We start from the raw sequence: 17487 nt of genomic DNA on the forward strand, positions 1-17487 counted from the left end.
CCGCATGCCCCGGCGCGGTACAAGAACCGAAGGGAACCACATGGCACGAATGCCGTCGGCCGAGCGGCGCCGACAGCTGATCGAGGCAGCGATACGCGCGATGACCCGCGACGGTGTCTCCAGGACGACGACCCGGTCCATCGCCGCCGAGGCGGGCGTCTCGCTGAGCGTCTTCCACTACTGCTTCGACTCCAAGCAGGCCCTGCTCGAGTCCGTCATCGCGGCGATCACCGATCACTACGTCACGGTGGTGAAGGAGGCGATCCGGCCGAAGGCAACCCTTCGGGAGACCATCCGGGCGGGATTCCATGCCTACTGGGAGCATGTGTCCGCCAACCCCGGGGAGCACATGCTCACTTACGAACTCACGCAGTACGCCCTGCGCCAGCCGGGGTTCGAGCATCTGGCACGACGGCAGTACGAACTGTACTCGGACACCTACACCGAACTCATCGAGCAGCTTCGTCACAGCATGAAGTTCGAACTCCGCGTACCTGTCCCCGTGTTGGCCCGCTATCTGGCCGTCATGACCGACGGACTGACTCTGAACTTCCTCGTTCTCGGAGATGACACAGCCGCGGCGGACATCCTCGACATGATCGCCGACCAGGTCGTCAACCTCGTCGGCGACGAAGTCCGCCCGGCCGCACACACCATGCTTGCAACGGGGTATCAGGGGCCGTCAGCCCCGAGGGAACCTTGATGGCCACCGTCAGCAACGACGGCACCCCCGGCTGGAAGCTCCAGGCGAAGTTCGTAGCCGCCGTCGGCCGTCGGGCCGGAGGTGACAGTGCCACCGAGGAGCGCGGCGCGCTGACGCAGGCCGACCAGGCCGTAGTGCGCACTGGGCAGAGGGAGAGCGGGCCGGGTCGGTGCGGTATTGGTGACCGTGACACGGACGGCGCCGCCCTCGTGGCAGATGCGAACCGTCGCGGTGGCGCCGGGGGCGTGCTTGCGTACGTTGGTCAGCCCTTCCTGGACGGTGCGGTAGATGGCGCGCTGAACGGTCGGCGGAAGGCCGTCGGGCAGGTCCGTCTGCAGCTCGGCCTCGATGCCGCTGCTCTCGACCAGCCGCTGGAGGTCGGCCAGGGACGGCTGCGGGGTCAGCTCCGTGGGACGGCCCCCGGAAGCGCGCAGGACGCTGACCATGTGCCGCAGTTCGTCCAGGGTCTGTACGCTCAGCCGCCGGATCGTGGCTGCGGCTTCCTTGACCTCGGTGTCCCGGGCGCCGACCTGGAGCGCTCCGGCCCGCACCGCAATCAGGCTGACCTGGTGAGAGACCACGTCATGCATCTCCCGGGCCAGCTGCGCGCGCTCCTTGGCCAGCACGGTCTGGTCGGTCAGGAGCCGCTCGTGGTCACGCGCCGCGGAGATCTCGGCAAGTCGCAACGACAGATCACGCCGGGCCTGGACGAGCTGGCCGAGGAAGACAGGAGCAACCGCCGTCGCCGCGGTGTAACCCAGAGTGATCAAGGTCGCGGTCTCCGACAGGTCGAACGTCGGTGACGGCCACGAAGACATGCTGCTGAACGTGAATGCCGCGGCGCAGACGGCCAGCAGGGTGCGGCGGCGGGTGAGTGAGGCGAGCGTGTACAGCGCGGCCAGCGCGGCGAGGATCGCGTCGGAGAACAGGACGGCGGGCAGGGTGAGCAGGAAGGTCAGCAGCGGCAGGCGACGGCGCAGCACAAGAGCGAAGGCAGCGGCCACGGCGCACGCCATGCGCAGCGGCTCCTCCGTGTCGAAATGGACCCAGACGTCGAGCAGCGCGACCGCGACCAGGGCGGCGTCCAGCAGCGGGGCGGGCAGGCCGCGGGGGGTCATCACTCCTCCTCGTCCCGCGGCGGCTTGAGGAGGCCGGCGCGTTCGGCGAGCAGGGCGGCCTGGACGCGGCCGCCCACCTCCAGCTTGGTGAGGATGGCGCTCACATGGTCCTTGACCGTGCCGGTACTCAGGTGCATCCGTGTGGCGATGTCGGTGTTGGACAGTCCCTCGGCGATGAGGACGAGTACGGCGCGCTCGCGGTCGGTCAGCCGGTCGAGGCTGCGGGCGGCGGGTTCCTGGGAGCCGGCGGTCAGGTAGCCGTCCACGACCGTCCGGGTGACCTTGGACGACAGCACGGTGCCACCGTCGGCCAGGGTCCGCACCAGGAACGGCAGTCCCTCGGGGTCGGTGTCCTTGAGCAGGAAGCCGGCGGCGCCCGAGCGAAGTGCCGTTGCCACGTACTCGTCCATATCGAACGTCGTGAGCATGGCAACCACCGGAGGGTGCGGCAGCCGACGGAGGCCGGCCAGGACGGTGAGTCCATCCACGTCCGGCATCCGGATGTCAAGCAGCACGACGTCGGGACGTGTCTGCTGCGCCGTCTGGACCGCCTCGCCGCCGGTAACCGCAGCCACGACCTCGATATCGTCCGCCGCGTCGAGGATGCGCTGAAAGCCCGTACGGATCAGGGCCTCGTCGTCGACCACCAATACCCGGATCACACGTGCTCCACTCGCCACCGGACCACTGTCCGATTCGTACCACGCCGAGGGTCGCCCTGCGGGTGCCCGACGCCGAATACCGCCAGGCGGCGGGGCCGCGCCAGCCAGTCGGCGGGGGCGGTTCCGGACACCTGCCGGATGGTTGTAACTGGCAGCTTTCCCCAACCCTTGAGCTATGACGCACGACGTATCGCAGGCCGTGCCGTGCGAGGCGGCACCCGAGGCCGGGGCAGGCCGCTCTCCCTGCCGTACGACGTCAACAGGGCGGCTGCTCGGCATCGACCTGGCCCGCGGCCTGGCGGTCCTCGGCATGTACGCGGCCCACGTCGGTCCCGAGCCGTCGGTGGGCGGCCCGCTGGGCTGGGCGATGGAGCTGGCACGCGGCCGGTCCGCTGCCCTGTTCGCTCTGCTTGCCGGGTTCTCCCTGGTCCTGCTCACCGGCCGACCGCAGCCGCGGACCGGGCGTGCGGGGCGGCAGGCCGTGGGCAGGGTACTGATCCGCTCCGCCGTCCTGATCGTCCTGGGATACGCCTTGGCCGCCCTGGACACTCCGGTCGACGTGATCCTTGCCTGCTACGGACTGCTCTTCGTCCTCGCCCTGCCGCTGTACCGGCTACGGGCCGTCACGCTGGCCGTCATCGCCGCGTCGACCGCGCTTGTACTGCCCCAGGCCCTGTACCTGCTCCGTGCTGCGGTCGACGGCGGAAGCTGGGCCGATGCCGTCATCACCTACGACCCACTGGCCCGAATCAGCGATTCCGACGGGATCGTCGAATTGTTCATTACCGGCGCGTACCCGGTACTGACCTGGCTGCCCTTCATCATCGCCGGAATGGCCGTGGCCAAGCTCGATCTCAAGCGGCCCGGCGTACCCGCCAAAGTCGCCCTGTCCGGCGGCGCGCTGGCCGTGCTCGGCTATGGAGGCTCATGGCTGGCCCTGCACCTGGTCCCGGGCGCGCTGGCCGCCGTGAACGCGGCCACGGACACCGGGGCGGCGGCCTCGGCCTGGTGGTCCGACGGCGTGGGCGAGGACCCGACCGCAGGCGTTCCAGCCTGGCTGCTGGTGGCCGCGCCGCACAGCCAGACGACGTGGTCCATCCTGGGCAACACCGGCGTCGGCCTCGTGATCCTGGCCGCCTGCTTCATCGCCACGGACCGGTCGGCGCGCCTGCGGTGGCTGGCCGCGCCCGTCATCGCGGTCGGCTCCATCGCGCTGACCGCTTACGTCGGCCACATCATCGCCATCAAGGCGCTGGGCATCGACGACCTGCCGGACTCCGCTGCCCTACCGGTCCTCCTCGGCTTCGCCGCAGCTGCCATGCTGCTGGCACTCGCCTGGACCCGGGCCTTCCGGCGCGGACCGCTTGAGTACATGCTGCATGCCGCCACCACACCCGCCCGTCTCATGGACACAGAATGATTCGCCGGAACTGGGAGGTTTCTCCATGACTGGCTGCGACCCGTACGCCCCCAAGGAGTTGCAGACCGCGCAGACTCTCCAGACGCGGTCCCTCGAAAGGCTGACTCTGCTGGAAGCCGCAGACTTCCTCCGCGCCAAAAGCCAAGGCGAGATGTTCACCATGCCGTACATGGCAGTCGAGGCGCCCTTCGCCCACGACGGGACGATCGGAGGCGACGAGTCCATCGAAAGCCACCTGGAACTGCCCAGGGCACTCGGCCTGCACGCGCCGTTCTGGGCACGCATCACCGACTACCGGGAAGGCGCCAACGTCATCTACATGACCGAAAAAAGAGAAGCGCTGCACGGAGTTCTGGGCATCCTGCTCTACCCGGATGGCGACGCCCCCGGCGAAGGCCACAAGTACTGGCGCGCCTTTCACGCCCAGTCCGGCACCGACACCACAGAGCGGAACTACCTGTACTACTCAATGAGCTGGAAGCAGACCCACGGCGGCCCGTACCGGGTGGGGTGCCCACACCTCCGGCCCCAGCAAACACGGTGGGCTGGGACGTCCGGCAGCCGCCGAAGGTCACAGTCGCTGATCGGCCGGTACACAAACCGCTTCGCCGATCCCTCTTCGTGATCAGGTGAGCCGGTCAGCCGGTGCGCACCGCGGTGACGGTGAAGCGTTCAACCTCGGCGACGTGCCCGCCGGTGGATGCGACAACCGTGAGCACCGGGTCGCGGGCTCCGGAGAAGGACACCGACTGTTTCCAGGGCTGGTCGTTGCCGCCCGCCGAGGTGCAGCACGAGGTGCCCAACAGCGCCCCGGACGATGGCTGGCGCACCTGCACGCGGATGCCCTCGTCCACGCCGGTGATCCGCCCGCCGGTCACCATCGGTGAACGCACGAGCGACCCGTATCCGGGCATGGTCAGGGAGAACGTCGTGTCGTCGGTGCCCACGACCTCCCACGGGGCGTCCGGGCCTGTGCCGTACCGCATGAGGTGGACAATCGCCGCGGTGCCGCCTTCGGGCCCGCTCGGTGCGACGCCGATGCGGGCGTGCGGACCGCTGACGGTGTGCGAGGAGATCCGGCCGATGTCCCGGAAATCGAGGTAGCCCTGGGTGAAGGACAGTGCGGTCTGGTCCGGGTCGAGATGCCAGGGCGCGTGTCCGCCGGAGCGATAGTCACGCTGCCACGCCTGGGCTTCGGCGAGCGTGGTGAACGGCCACAACGGCTGGAAACGCCCGGAGCCGAGCACTGGCAGGCTGCCGCCGGGTGCGGGCGTGGTCGGCACTTGCGTGCCCGGCGGTGTCGTCGCCGCCGGGGCCGAGGGGACGGGCGTCGCGGGCGACTGCGACGGTGAGGACGTTCCCGGTGCGGCGGACGGCGATCCCGACGCGGTCGGGGGCCCGCCAGAACCCCCACAGGCGGTGAGCATCAGGCCGGTCACGGCCGTTGCGGCGAAGAGCCGGAATGGGAGCCAGATGTTCATGAGTGCCCCACAGGAAACGTGTACCGACCGCCGATACGGTCCGGGCAGCCATCGTCCCACTACTCCGGTTCACGTCACAGACCCCGGACCCGGCCGCGTTCCCCGTGGGCAGCGCGCCGCCTCGTGCCGGGCGGCGGCAGCGAGGGGGCGCTCGTAGGGTGACGTGCGTGATCGTTCGCAGGGGCGCGGTGAACGCAGACGGTGCTTGGCGACCGGGCTATCCGGCTGCGGCAGCGGTGTTCGCCATCGGGATGGCCGGGACCACCCTGCCCACACCGTTGTACGGGCTCTACCAGGAACAGATCGGCTTCTCCGAGCTGATGGTGACCGTCGTCTTCGCCGTGTACGCCGTCGCGGTCATCACCGTACTGCTGGTGGCGGGAAACTACTCCGACGAGGTCGGCCGCCGACCGGTGCTCCTGATCGCCATGGCCTTGTCGGCCGCGAGCGCGGGATGCTTCCTCCTGGAGAGCGGTCTGCCTCTGCTCTTCGCGGGGCGGCTGCTGTCCGGCTGCGCGGCCGGCCTGTTGAGCGGCGCGGCGACAGCGGCCGTCATCGAGCTGGCCGGTCCTGGGCAGAAGGCGCGGGCCGGGTTCGCCGCCACCGCGGCGAACATGGGTGGTCTGGGCTGCGGGCCACTGCTCTCCGGCCTTCTGGCGCAGTACACGCCCTGGCCGCTGATGCTGCCGTTCTGGGTCCACCTGGGGCTGGTGGCTGTGGCCTGTGGGATCACCTGGTTCCTGCCGGAGACGGTGGCGGAGCCGAAGCGATGGCCACCTCTGAAGCCACAGGGAGTCACGGTGCCGCCGGAGGTGAAGGGTGTGTTCACGCCCGCCGCGGTGGCGGCGTTCGCCGGCTTCGCGCTTCTCGGGCTGTTCACGGCGGTCGCGCCGAGCTTTGCCTCGCAGACGCTGGGTGTGCACAACCTGGCTGTCTCGGGCGCGGTGGTGTTCTCCGTGTTCCTCGCTTCGACCGTCGGGCAGTCCTTGACACAACGCATCGGCGCGCGCCTCGCGCTCCCCGTGGGGTGCGGCATCCTCATCGTGGGCCTGCTGTTGGTGGCGTCATCACTGATCGCCGAATCCATGCTCCTGCTCGTCCTGGGCGCCCTGTGCGGCGGCACCGGCCAGGGACTGGCCTTTCGCGCAGCGCTCACCCTGGTCAGCGGCGCGGCCCCGGCACAGCATCGTGGCGGCACCATTTCGGCGTTCTTCGTCGTCGCCTACGCCGGGATCTCGCTGCCGGTGGTCGGTGTCGGCGCCATGGCCACATGGCTCGGGCTGCGCCAAGCCGGGCTGATTTTCACGGGCTGCGTGATGCTGCTGGCGGCGGGCGCGGGAACCTACGCTGCGCGCAGGCCGCCGACGGGGGCGTAACCGGGCGCCCTTGAGGGCCGCGCTTCTTGCCGGCTACGGCCGTCGGCAACGAAGCCCGTCGACCGCGGTAAGCGGTCGTCATTCCGCGCCCGGGGGCAGGGATGACTCGGTACCGAACGCATGGAGTTCGATGCACGGCTCGGCGGTCGTCGGGCAATGCGCGGTCACATGGACACGGTGCACGCCGTCGACAGGGATGACTGGCACCGAGATGTCGTGCAGGGAACCGTCGGCGGTTGGCGTGATCCGCGCCAGCGGTAATCGGGCAGGGGAATCGAGCACGAGCTCTATCCACGCACCGCCGCCCGGCGGCCCCGCGAGTCTGGCGTGGGCGAGCGCGTCCCCGGTGGAGAAATCGACACGGTCGTAGCGCAGGAAAGAGGAGCTTCCCAGGACACGGGTGCCCCGGCCGGAGCCGGCAGTTGTCCCGCGCTGGAACGTGTACGCATCAGCAGGGACGCGGTCTCCGGCCCGGAACGTAGGGGGAGTCGGTGCTTCCGGCGACGGAGAGTCGTCCGGCGCGGGCGAAGACCGGGACGCAGACGGCGGGTGCCCCTGGGCCCCGCGCTGCTGATCGCAAGCGGCCAGCGCGACCATGCCCACGCCAACGCCGACCAGGAAGCCGATGACCACGACAGCGGCCCGCGAGCGACGAAGGAGCCGCGGGGACGCCGCCCACATTCTTCCCCGGTGACGCGGGGTGGTGGCCGCCGTGGCCCGGGCCCGGCGTACGCGCGAGCGCTGTGCGGGGGCATCGACCCGGGCTTGCTCCATCAGCCTCGTCAGGAACGGCGGATCGTCCAGGGGCACGGGGATGGCCGCCTTCGCACGCAGGTAATCCTGACCGGTCCACCACCCCAACAGTCGTACGGGCAGCTGCGCTTCGAGCTGCCCGTCGAGCCGGGACACGTCCTTGTAGACACCCATGCATGCCGGACAGACGCGGAGATGATCCGCGACCTCCTCGGTCGGCGACGCCTCGAGCCGCAGGGCCAGCCGCTTGATCACCTCCCTGCAGTCCTGACGCTCCAGCCGCTCGAGATACAGGTCCGTACGGGCCTGGCGCAGCGCGCTTCTGGCCTGGTCGCACCAGTCCTTGACCGCATGGAGGGCCAGCCCCGTGATGCGGGCCGTCGACGCGGGATCGTCCCGGTCCACCACCGAATGCCACAGCAGACACTGTGTGGTGGCCGGGAGGCGCTGGAACGCGAGAGCCAACTGGCCGTCCTCTCCCCAGGGCCACCGGCCTCCCGCGGCGACCCAGGCCCGGAAGTCCGGCGACAGCGCTTCGCGCTCCCGATGCCACCTCGTGATCGCCGCGGTGCGCACGTTGCCCAGTAACTGGGGTCGCAGGCAGCCCGGATGACGTTGTCCGACGAAGCCCTCCCCGGACACCATCCGTTGCAGCAGTTGCGCGAAGACTTGTGATGTCACCTCGTGCGCATGCAGTGGACCCGGCATGCATTGGGAGGCGTACGCCTGCACGGCGGCGTAGTGGCGGCGATAGAGATGCCGAAAGAGTTCGACTCGTCCTTTGCGCACCGCATGAATCAGAGCAGCGTCGGAAAGAGGCTGCCGTGGCGGCCGCGAACCCAGGACCAAATGCATCGAGAAACCTTCCACTCAAGTCCGGTGGCAGCCATGGGTGAAGGCCCGCATGGCGTCACCGGCCTGCCGGCCGACGTCTTGCTCCGGAGCCGGCAAGGTATTCCGGGGAGAGTCAGCTGAAGGTGAATTAGGTGATGCTGACGCAGGAATTGCCCACGGCGCAGCACGCCGTGAGATACACCGCGTGGACACCGGCGGTGGGCCGCATGGGCGCATGCACCCAACGTGCCGAACCCGCTTCGGGGATGGGGATCGTGGCCACCACCGGAGCGTCGGGCCGGTCGAGGCGGACGGCGATCTCCGCGCCGGGCGGGCCGTGGGCTATGAGGCCGAGCGTGATGTCGGTCCGGGTCCGGCCGTCATCGCCGAAATCGATGGTGTCGAAGCGCAACAAGCTTCCCCGTAGCGAGCCTGCGGGCGGGCCACCGACCGCCGTCGCGTCGTAGAGGTCGCTGAAGACCTGTTCCGTGCCCCTCGAGACAGCTTCCCGGTCCTTGAAGGAGGCTGCCGTTCTGCCGTGTCGTACGAACTGTCCGATCTCCGCATCGCTGAAGCGCTGGTGAAGTTGGTGCGCGAGGACACTTCGGACCATCGGGGTCCCCCGGGATGTGTGTCGTAAGTACAGACGGTCACAAGGAGGACTGTGCCCGGCGGAGGTCATCCCGCCGCTTTGCTAACGCTTTGCCCAATGGGCCCGTGCGGCCGGGTGGCGTCGCACGGGCCCTGGCCAGTGGGTCACTTGACGTCGATGTGGTAGCGGAGCCGTGGGGCGTTGTAGTAGTTGTACGTGAGCACGACGGGGGCGTCCTTCTCAGGCGGCGGGTCGTTCCCTTCCCACCAGTCCAGCATGCCGAGTTGCATCTCGTCCCAGGCCTTGCCGTCTTCGAGTTCGGCGCGCACCAGGTAGCTGCCGTCGCTCTCGCCCCACCACGGGTCGAAGCGGAACAGCTGCCCGTCGCCGACCGCGCGGCAGGGTCCCATCCTGATCCGCACATTGGCAGCGTTGTCGGACACCTCCTGGGTGCCTCCGCGGTAGTCGATGCACTCGCCAGTGGCGGCGTTGCGCAGCCAGGTGTAGTCCTTGTTCTCCTTGAACGAAAAGGTCTCCCAGACCTGGTCCTTACCGTCGTCGCACGCGTTCTGGACGACACTCGTACCGGCGGGCTCGACGCACATGGCGCTGACTCCCGCGTTGCGGAGGCTGCCTGACCACTTGACGACCCCGAGGTCGGCCGCGGTGGGCGATGGCTGCGCCGACTCTCCGGATGCGGGAGCTGACGCTGTGGCGGAGTGCCCGGCCTGGCGCGCCGCGGCGGTCTGGGAGGGCGTGGCTGTGAGCGTGACGGGCGGCGGATGATCGGAAACCGAAACGGGCGGCTGTGCCACCCGCGCGTGCGGCGAGCTCTCCGACCCCTTCCCGTCGTCGCCGAAAGGCATCGGCGCGACGAGGACTGCGATCCCGATGGCGGCGACTACGGAACCGGCGACCGCGCCCGAGGACAGCGGGGCGTCCTTGGCCTTGGCCCACCACCCCGTACCGCCGTCCAGGGGGACGGAGCCGTCCGGTGCGCCGGGTGCGATGGCCATACCACCGGCACTCGCGCCCGCTTCTGCCAGCCGCGTCGCTATATACGCCGAGCCTCCCCACAGCAGCACTCCAGCCGGCAGCACCGAGCCCAACCGCTCGTTGAGTTCGGTGAGTTCGATGAGCGCCGCGCGGCAGCGCTCACACTCCGCAAGGTGCCGGTCGAGGTCCTTGTTCGTACGGCGGCCCGTGCGGCGCACGGCGGCGCCGAGCAGGGAGCTGTATCGGCGGCACTCGTCGGTGCCGGAGGCGTTCTCGCCGTACACCGCCAGGTAGGCCTCGCGCAGACCTTCCCGGGCGCGGGACGCCAGCGAGCTGACACCGCTCGCGCCCAGGCCGAGCAGGGGGCCGATCGTCGTGGCCGGTTCCTCCTCGACGGCGGTGTGCCAAAGGACGGTCTGCCAGCGCTCGGGCAACGAGCGGAACGCCCGTAGGACAAGGCTGTTCTCCTCCAGGCGGAGTATCCGCTCCTCGCCGCTCTCGGCCTCGGGGGTGTCGGACACGTTGGCGAGCCACTGCTCGAAGTCGGCTGACAGCTCGGTGCGGCGAGCCGTGCCCGCCCAGTCGGCGGCGGTACGGCGGACGACGGTGAGGAGGTACGGGCGCCAGGCGGCCTCCGGACCGCTGCCGGACCGTACGGCTTGGAGTGTGCGGACGAAGGCTTCCGAGGTGAGGTCTTCGGCGGTGTGCCGATCGCGGCAGCAGGCGAGTGCGTAGCAGAAAACGGCGGACCGGTGCCGGCGGTATAACTCGTCCACTGGGGCGTCGGACTGCAACTCTCTGATTGCGGCGGTGAGTTCGGCGTCGGACAGGGATATTTCTTGCTCATTGGGCATTGTTACCCATGCCTTCCGGGTGTGACATGAGGGGAGCGGCATTCTGGTCGATGTTCGAATACCGACGGAAGCGTCTGGGATGGTTTGGTCTGAGGAGCGAAACGCCGAAGACGCGTGACGCATCCGGGCGGGCGAGAAGTGCGAAACGCAGACCTTACATGGCGCAGTGTTACGTACGGACGGGCCGGTGCGGACGCTGGTCGCGCTCGCGCTCGCGCTCGCGCACCGGATGATCCCGGGCCGGCCGTACAGGGTCGTGCCCGCGGTGTGCGGCCGCACGTCCTGAACGTACGTACCACCCCCATCAACTCGGCAGTGAGTGGACCGAATTAGCAGAGCGTCAGCAAAGCGGCGGCATGGTCGCGGCGTCACGGCTGTTCCGGCTGTCCCGGCTGTCCCGGCTCAGAGGCAGAGGTTTGGTTCTCCTGGCCCTGACGGCAGTCATGACAGCGCTGGTGCCGCTGATCACCTCCGTCGTCGACGGCGCGACCCCCACGGCAAGCCCGCACTCGTCCACCACCGGTCAGGTGGCGCCGCCTTCTGCGCGGCATCACGGGGCGGCCGCCGCGGCGGCGATGGAGCCCACTGTCCTCCCCCGCGCCGGCCACGCCCTCCCTGGAACTTGCTCGCTGCGTATCGCCCGCCTGCCAGGGCGTCCGCGTCGCGGGCTGGGCGGGATCGCTCTGCCACCGCGCCGGGTCCGCCGCACTGTCCAGCCGTCACTGTTTCATGTTTTCTCATACATTGGGGATTATGTCGGTTCGACTCCAGACAGTGCACAGCCTCAGGAGACGTGGCAGGAAGATGCCTCGGACGAAGAACTGTCCGGGTCGTGCTGTCGTCGCCGTGACAGCGGCGTGCACGCTCGCCGGTCTCGCCGCCTGCGGGGTGGTCGGCGAGGCAGGCGAGGACGCGGGCGGGAGAACCTCCGGCAGGGGCGGCTTCACGATCGGACTGCTGCTCCCGGACACTCACACCGCTCGCTGGGCGACCGCCGACAAGCCCCTGATCGTGGAGAAGGTCAAGGCGCTGTGCCCCGACTGCAGGGTGACCCACGCCTACGCCTCAGCGGACGTGGCCACTCAGCAGCAGCAGGTCGAATCCATGATCGCGGACGGCGCCAAGGTCCTGATCCTGGATCCCGTCGATGACAAGGCGCTCCGCTCCTCGATCACCAGGGCCCGCGACGCGCACGTCCCGGTGGTCTCCTACGACCGCCTCGCCGAGGGCCCCATCGCGGCCTACTCCAGCTACGACTCGGAGGAGATCGGCAGGATCCAGGCGGAGGAGCTCCTCAAAGCGATGGGTCCCAAGGCGCGCGGCGGCCAGATCGTAATGATGAACGGTGACCCCACCGACCCGAACACGAGAGACCTGATGAGGGGCGCGCTCTCCGTGCTCAAGGGCAAGGTGAAGATCGGCAGGTCGTACTACACCGCCGAGTGGATTCCGGAGAACGCGTTCAGGAACATGTCGGCCGCCATCGCCGAGCTGGGCGCGGACAGGATCGACGGCGTCCTGTCGGCCAACGACGGGCTCGCGGGTGGCGTGGTCACCGCGCTCAAGGCCGCCGGTATCAGGCCGCTGCCGCCCGTCACCGGTCAGGATGCCGACCTCTCGGCCGTGCGGCGGATCGTCAAGGGCGAGCAGTACGTCACCATCTACAAGTCCTTCGAAGCAGAAGCCAACGCCGCCGCCGAGATGGCCGTCGCCCTGGGCCGTGGCGAGAAGCTCGACACCATTGCAACGGACCGTGTCAGCAATGACACAAGCAAGGAGATTCCGGCCGTCCTGGGGCCCCTCGTCCCCGTAACCGTCGGCACGATCAAGGACACGGTCGTCAAAAGCGGCCTTTACACGGTCAGCCAGATCTGCACCCCGGCGGTCGAAGCCGCCTGCCGGAAAGCCGGACTCACCGAATAGGCCGCCCGACGCCGCTCCTCCCGCACATCGTGCGGCATCACCTGCCGGGAGAGACGGGACGGGCAAAGGAGGTGGTTCACATGCCGAGCACGCCCCTGCTGGCGCTGCGCGGAGTCTGTAAACGGTTCGGCGCTGTCTGGGCACTCTCGGACGTCGAGCTGGAGATCCATGCCGGAGAAGTCGTCGCCCTGGTGGGCGACAACGGCGCGGGCAAGTCCACCCTCGTCAAGGTGATCACCGGCGTCGCCCCCGCCGACGAGGGTGTCATCAAGTGGAACGGCCGTCCCGTCCGGATCACTCGCCCCCGCGATGCCCAGGGCCTGGGCATCGCCAGCGTCTTCCAGGACCTCGCGTTGTGCGAGACCCTCGATGTCGTCGGCAACCTCTTCCTCGGCCACGAGATCGGCAGGACCGGAATCCTCGACGAAGTGTCCATGGAGCGCCGGGCCGGGGAACTGGACCTGCTGGACACCCTCTCCATGCGTATCCCCAGCGTCCGCGTCCCCGTCGCCTCCCTCTCCGCGGGCCAACGCCAGACGGTCGCGATCGCGCGCGCTCTTCTCAGCGAACCCAGGATGCTCATCCTCGATGAACCGACCGCTGCGCTCGGCGTCAGGCAGACCATCCATTTCCTCGACCTGATCGACCGGCTGAGGGAACGCGGGGTCGGCGTTCTCCTCGTCAGCCACAACCTGGGTGACGTCAAGGCCGTCGCGGACCGGGTCGCGGTGCTGCACCTCGGTCGCAACAATGGTTTCTTCAGCGTGCCGACCACGTCCCAGGAGCAGATCGTCTCCTCCATCACCGGCGCCACCGACAACGCCGTAACCCATCGCGAGACCTGGGCGTGAGAGGGAGCGATGTGAACAGGACGCGGGCATCCGAGAATCTCGGTCCCACCAGGGCGGGTGGCGATTCGGCCGACGGCGTGCCCACAGCCGTCGGCCAGCGCCGCGCAGCGGGCGGCGAGGGCAGTTTCAGGAGCTACGTCGGCGACTTCACCCGCAAGCTGCGCAGCGGCGAACTCGGATCGCTGCCCGGCATCATCGGCGTCGTCGTGCTCTGGACCGTTTTCCAGAGCCTTCACCAGCAGTTCCTGTCGCCCCGCAACCTGTCCAACCTCAGCGTGGACATCGTCGGCACGGGCATGATCGCCCTCGGCATCGCCTTCGTGCTGCTGCTCGGCGAGGTGGACCTGTCGGTCGCCTCCGTCAGCGGGCTCACGGCGGCGGTGTTCGCCGTGCTGAACGTGAGCAACGGCCTGCCGGAGTGGCTGGCGATCGTCGCCGCCATGCTCGTCGGGGCGGGGATCGGAGCCGTTCAGGGGTTCTTCTCGGCCAGGATCGGCGTACCGGCGTTCGTCGTCACCCTGGCAGGGCTGCTGGCCTGGAACGGCCTCATGCTCTATGTTCTGGGCGCGAGCGGCACCATCAACCTCCACGAGCAGGGCCTGATCCACGCACTGACCAGTTACTACTTCCACGACGCGGCAGTCGCGTACGGGCTGGCGGCGCTCATCGTGGCCGCGTTCCTGCTCGCGTCCTACCGGGACGCACGCCGCCGCAGGGCCGCCGACGTGCGGTCCCGGCCGCTCAGTGTCATCACCGTGCGCACGGGCGCGGTGGCACTGGTCGCGTTCGCCGCCGCCTATATCCTGAACCGCTTCCAGGGCCTGCCGCTCGCTCTTCTGATCTTCCTGGCCTTCGTCGTCGGCCTCGACTTCGTCCTTCGCCGCACGTTCTACGGGCGGAAGATCCTCTCCATCGGCGGGGGTGCCGAAGCAGCCCGGCGCGCCGGCATCAACGTGGTGTGGTTGCGGATCTCGGCATTCATGGTGTCCGGGACGCTGGCCGCTGTCGGCGGGCTCTTCCTGGCCTCACGCGTCGCCGCGGTGGGCCAGACCTCGGGCTCCAGCATCCTGCTGATCAACGCCGTCGCCGCAGCCATCATCGGCGGCGTCAGCCTGTTCGGCGGCCGCGGTACAACCTGGTCTGTCCTGCTCGGCATACTCGTCATCCAGTCGATCGCGTCGGGAATGGTTCTCCTGGGCATCCCGACGCCGATGCAATCCGTGATCACCGGTGGTGTGCTCCTCGCCGCCGTGGCCGTCGACTCGCTGTCGCACCTCTCGCAGAAGGCACACGGCAGGGCTTGACCACACAGGCGCCCGGACCTGGCCACGAACCCGTAGGCCACAGTCGGCAAAGTCAGCCACCGCCGCACCGGGCCACTCGGCCCCGTCGGCACCTCAACAGCCGGGACCTGACGCGTCCGCCGAGCATCCGCCCCGCAACCCCAGTTCTCTTCGGCACCGGCAGTGCTCCGCGCGAGCCATCGCAAGGGGTCGCTGCACGATTGCGCCTCGGTCACAATGCGTAATGGTTTGCCCATCAAAGGCGGTCCGACGGTTTGATCCACCCCAACGATCGCTCGACGGCACGCTGCCAGTTTTCGTATTCCGATTCGCGCCGTGCGGAGTCCATGTCCGGCAGCCATTGGGCCGCCCGGTGCCAGTTGCGGCGCAGGACTTCCAGGTCCGACCAGTAGCCGACGGCCAGCCCGGCGGCGTAGGCGGCGCCCAGCGAGACAGTCTCGGCGACCATGGGCCGCACCACGGGCACGTCGAGGACGTCGGCCAGGATCTGCATGAGCAGGTTGTCGGATGTCATGCCGCCGTCGACCTTGAGCTCATTCAGGGTCAGCGAGGAGTCGGCGTTCATGGCGTCGACGACCTCACGCGTCTGCCAGCCGGTGGCTTCCAGCGCAGCTCGGGCCAGGTGCCCCTTGGTGATGTACGAGGTGAGGCCGACGATGACACCGCGTGCGTCGCTGCGCCAGTGGGGCGCGAAGAGACCGGAGAACGCCGGGACTATGTAGCAGCCGCCGTTGTCCTCGACGGTGCGCGCGAGGGTCTCGATCTCCGGCGCGCTGCTGATCAGTCCCAGACGGTCACGGAACCACTGGACCAGCGAGCCTGTGACGGCGATCGGGCCTTCCAGCGCGTAGACCGCGGGCTGATCGGCGATCTTGTACGCAACGGTGGTGAGAAGTCCGTTCCGCGACCGTACGACGTTGTTGCCGGTGTTGAGCAGCAGGAAGCTGCCGGTCCCGTAGGTGCACTTCGCCTCGCCCGGGGAGAAGCATGTCTGCCCGAAGAGTGCAGCCTGCTGATCGCCGAGCGCGCTCGCGATGCGGAGGCCCGGTACCACCGAGCGGTCCTCACCGTAGCTTTCCGCCGAGGACCGGATCTCGGGCAGCATGGCGCGGGGGACCCCGAAGAACCCCAGCAGTTCCTCGTCCCAGGTGAGCGTGCGCATGTTCATGAGCATCGTGCGACTGGCGTTGGTGGCGTCGGTGACGTGCTGACCGCCGGCCGTCCCGCCGGTGAGGTTCCAGATCAGCCAGGTCTCCATCGTGCCGAACAGCACCTCGCCGTCCTGGGCTCGCTGTTCCAGCCCCGCGACGTGGTCGAACAGCCAGCGGATTCGTGGCGCGGAGAAATAGGTCGAGGGCGGCAGGTAGCAGCGGTCCAGGAAGAAATCGTCGCCGGGGTGGTTTCTCAGGTCCTCGACGAGCGGAGCGGTGCGGGTGTCCTGCCAGACGATCGCTCTCCCCAGCGGGGTGCCTGTCCGCCGGTCCCAGAGCACCGTGGTCTCGCGCTGGTTCGCGATGCCCAGGGCGGAGACCTCTCCGCCGGCGGCGCCGACGCCGGACAGGGCCTCGGGCACGACGCGCCGCAGATTGCGCCAGATCTCGAGGGCGTCGTGCTCGACCCAGCCGGGCCTCGGGAAATACTGCTGGTGCTCGCGCTGGGCCACCGACACCAACCGTCCACGGTGGTCGAACAGGATGCAACGGGTGGAGGTGGTGCCCTGGTCAATGGACATCACATACCGTTCAACCATGATCCGGACCGCCTTCCGATGCATTGAGGATGCGGTGGTGGGACCTACCAGCGGGCCGCCCCCAGGTCTCTGGAGATCGCCCGTGCGGCCTCACGGAGCAGGGTGATCAGGGCCGGCTGAGGTTGGCCCTTGGCATCACAGACCCGCTCGACCGGTCCGGACACGCCGATGGAGCCCACCACGAGGCCCCCGTGCCCCCGGATGGGCGCGGCGACGCCGGCGTCACCCATGCTCATCTCCTGAACCTCGGCCGCCCATCCGATCTCCCGGATCTCGGCGAGTGCTCGGTTGAGCTCCTCCGGGACAACCAGGGTGTGCCGGGTGTACGCATCCAGCCCGGCGTCGACCGCCGACTCCACGGTCGCGGTGCCGTAGGCCAGCAGGACCTTGCCGAGCGAGGAGGCGTGCAGCGGCAGCAGCGCGCCCACGTCCAGGGTCTGGAGCGTGTCGTCCGGCCGGAAGACGTGGTGGACAATGAGCACCCTGCCCTCCAGGGGGGTGCCCAGGCGGACTGCCTCCCCGCTGCGGGCGGCGAGGGCGTCGGCCCAGTTGATGGAGCGCGACCGCAGCTCGTTGACGTCGAGGTAACTGGTGCCGAGGTGGAGCAGCGCCGCCCCGAGCTGGTACTTTCCCGTCGCCGCGTCCTGCTCCACGAAATCTACGTGCTGCAAGGTGCGCAGAATGCCGTGGGCGGTGCCCTTCGCCAGCCCCAGCGACGCGGCCACCTCGCCCAGCCCGAGCCGACGAGGGCCGCCGGCGAGCAGGCGCAGAATTGCCGCCGCCCGTTCGATGGACTGGACCGGACCGGCCATAGAGCGATTCTAGGCCCGCCTTTGCCGGTCTACGGTGCGCATGATGGGGTGATTTTTC

At 69.0% G+C, this 17487-nt stretch carries 15 protein-coding genes; 7 read left to right on the plus strand and 8 right to left on the minus strand.

What is annotated here, in order from left to right; all coding sequences use genetic code 11:
* Positions 1 to 40: 40 nt before the first annotated feature.
* Positions 41 to 703, plus strand: coding sequence for a TetR/AcrR family transcriptional regulator (locus ACZ3H8_RS17435; protein ID WP_467402584.1), 663 nt, complete (start codon positions 41 to 43; stop codon positions 701 to 703).
* Here ACZ3H8_RS17435 and ACZ3H8_RS17440 read toward each other — a convergent pair.
* Both ACZ3H8_RS17440 and ACZ3H8_RS17445 read right to left on the minus strand, forming a co-directional pair.
* Positions 673 to 1821 carry a sensor histidine kinase gene (locus tag ACZ3H8_RS17440; protein ID WP_467402586.1) on the minus strand — a complete coding sequence of 383 codons (1149 nt, stop codon included), beginning with the start codon at positions 1819 to 1821 and terminating at the stop codon, positions 673 to 675. The genes ACZ3H8_RS17435 and ACZ3H8_RS17440 overlap by 31 nt on opposite strands.
* Entirely contained in the window at positions 1821 to 2483 is a 663-nt protein-coding gene (locus ACZ3H8_RS17445; protein WP_467402587.1) for a response regulator, read from the minus strand. The genes ACZ3H8_RS17440 and ACZ3H8_RS17445 overlap by 1 nt, the downstream gene beginning before the upstream one ends.
* Before the next feature lie 175 nt (positions 2484 to 2658).
* Between ACZ3H8_RS17445 and ACZ3H8_RS17450 the strand changes: the two genes are divergently transcribed.
* Both ACZ3H8_RS17450 and ACZ3H8_RS17455 read left to right on the plus strand, forming a co-directional pair.
* Positions 2659 to 3903 (plus strand): DUF418 domain-containing protein, encoded by a 1245-nt coding sequence (locus ACZ3H8_RS17450; RefSeq protein ID WP_467402590.1) that lies wholly within the window; start codon positions 2659 to 2661, stop codon positions 3901 to 3903.
* Between the two features lie 25 nt (positions 3904 to 3928).
* On the plus strand, positions 3929 to 4528 hold the full coding sequence (locus ACZ3H8_RS17455) for a hypothetical protein (RefSeq protein WP_467402591.1): 600 nt from the start codon (positions 3929 to 3931) through the stop codon (positions 4526 to 4528).
* A gap of 13 nt (positions 4529 to 4541) precedes the next feature.
* On the opposite strand, the gene ACZ3H8_RS17460 is transcribed toward ACZ3H8_RS17455, so the two are convergent.
* Positions 4542 to 5384 carry a hypothetical protein gene (locus ACZ3H8_RS17460; protein WP_467402594.1) on the minus strand — a complete coding sequence of 281 codons (843 nt, stop codon included), beginning with the start codon at positions 5382 to 5384 and terminating at the stop codon, positions 4542 to 4544.
* A 167-nt stretch (positions 5385 to 5551) separates the two neighbouring features.
* Here ACZ3H8_RS17460 and ACZ3H8_RS17465 point away from each other — a divergent pair, with 167 nt between their 5' ends.
* Positions 5552 to 6760 (plus strand): MFS transporter, encoded by a 1209-nt coding sequence (locus tag ACZ3H8_RS17465; protein ID WP_467402596.1) that lies wholly within the window; start codon positions 5552 to 5554, stop codon positions 6758 to 6760.
* Positions 6761 to 6838: 78 nt separating this feature from the next.
* On the opposite strand, the gene ACZ3H8_RS17470 is transcribed toward ACZ3H8_RS17465, so the two are convergent.
* The 3 genes from ACZ3H8_RS17470 to ACZ3H8_RS17480 all read right to left on the minus strand — a co-directional run bounded on the left by ACZ3H8_RS17470 (position 6839) and on the right by ACZ3H8_RS17480 (position 10789).
* The gene (locus ACZ3H8_RS17470; protein WP_467402598.1) at positions 6839 to 8302 is read right to left on the minus strand and encodes a hypothetical protein; all 1464 of its coding nucleotides are present in this window, start codon (positions 8300 to 8302) and stop codon (positions 6839 to 6841) included.
* A 193-nt stretch (positions 8303 to 8495) separates the two neighbouring features.
* On the minus strand, positions 8496 to 8960 hold the full coding sequence (locus tag ACZ3H8_RS17475) for a hypothetical protein (RefSeq protein WP_467402600.1): 465 nt from the start codon (positions 8958 to 8960) through the stop codon (positions 8496 to 8498).
* Positions 8961 to 9103: 143 nt separating this feature from the next.
* Positions 9104 to 10789: a sigma-70 family RNA polymerase sigma factor gene (locus tag ACZ3H8_RS17480; RefSeq protein WP_467402602.1), complete on the minus strand. Its 1686-nt coding sequence runs from the start codon at positions 10787 to 10789 to the stop codon at positions 9104 to 9106.
* Between the two features lie 804 nt (positions 10790 to 11593).
* Here ACZ3H8_RS17480 and ACZ3H8_RS17485 point away from each other — a divergent pair.
* The 3 genes from ACZ3H8_RS17485 to ACZ3H8_RS17495 all read left to right on the plus strand — a co-directional run bounded on the left by ACZ3H8_RS17485 (position 11594) and on the right by ACZ3H8_RS17495 (position 14867).
* Positions 11594 to 12712, plus strand: a complete 1119-nt coding sequence (locus ACZ3H8_RS17485; RefSeq protein ID WP_467402604.1) for a sugar ABC transporter substrate-binding protein — start codon at positions 11594 to 11596, stop codon at positions 12710 to 12712.
* An 80-nt stretch (positions 12713 to 12792) separates the two neighbouring features.
* Entirely contained in the window at positions 12793 to 13563 is a 771-nt protein-coding gene (locus ACZ3H8_RS17490) for an ATP-binding cassette domain-containing protein (RefSeq protein ID WP_467402606.1), read from the plus strand.
* Positions 13564 to 13574: 11 nt separating this feature from the next.
* Positions 13575 to 14867, plus strand: a complete 1293-nt coding sequence (locus tag ACZ3H8_RS17495; RefSeq protein WP_467402608.1) for a sugar ABC transporter permease — start codon at positions 13575 to 13577, stop codon at positions 14865 to 14867.
* A 235-nt stretch (positions 14868 to 15102) separates the two neighbouring features.
* Here the strand turns inward: ACZ3H8_RS17495 and glpK are convergent, their stop codons facing one another.
* Positions 15103 to 16617, minus strand: a complete 1515-nt coding sequence (gene glpK, locus ACZ3H8_RS17500; RefSeq protein ID WP_467402611.1) for a glycerol kinase GlpK — start codon at positions 16615 to 16617, stop codon at positions 15103 to 15105.
* A gap of 44 nt (positions 16618 to 16661) precedes the next feature.
* Positions 16662 to 17429 carry an IclR family transcriptional regulator gene (locus ACZ3H8_RS17505; RefSeq protein WP_467402612.1) on the minus strand — a complete coding sequence of 256 codons (768 nt, stop codon included), beginning with the start codon at positions 17427 to 17429 and terminating at the stop codon, positions 16662 to 16664.
* Positions 17430 to 17487 lie beyond the last annotated feature (58 nt).

The sequence above is a fragment of the Streptomyces sp. NPDC002868 genome, from assembly GCF_055563295.1.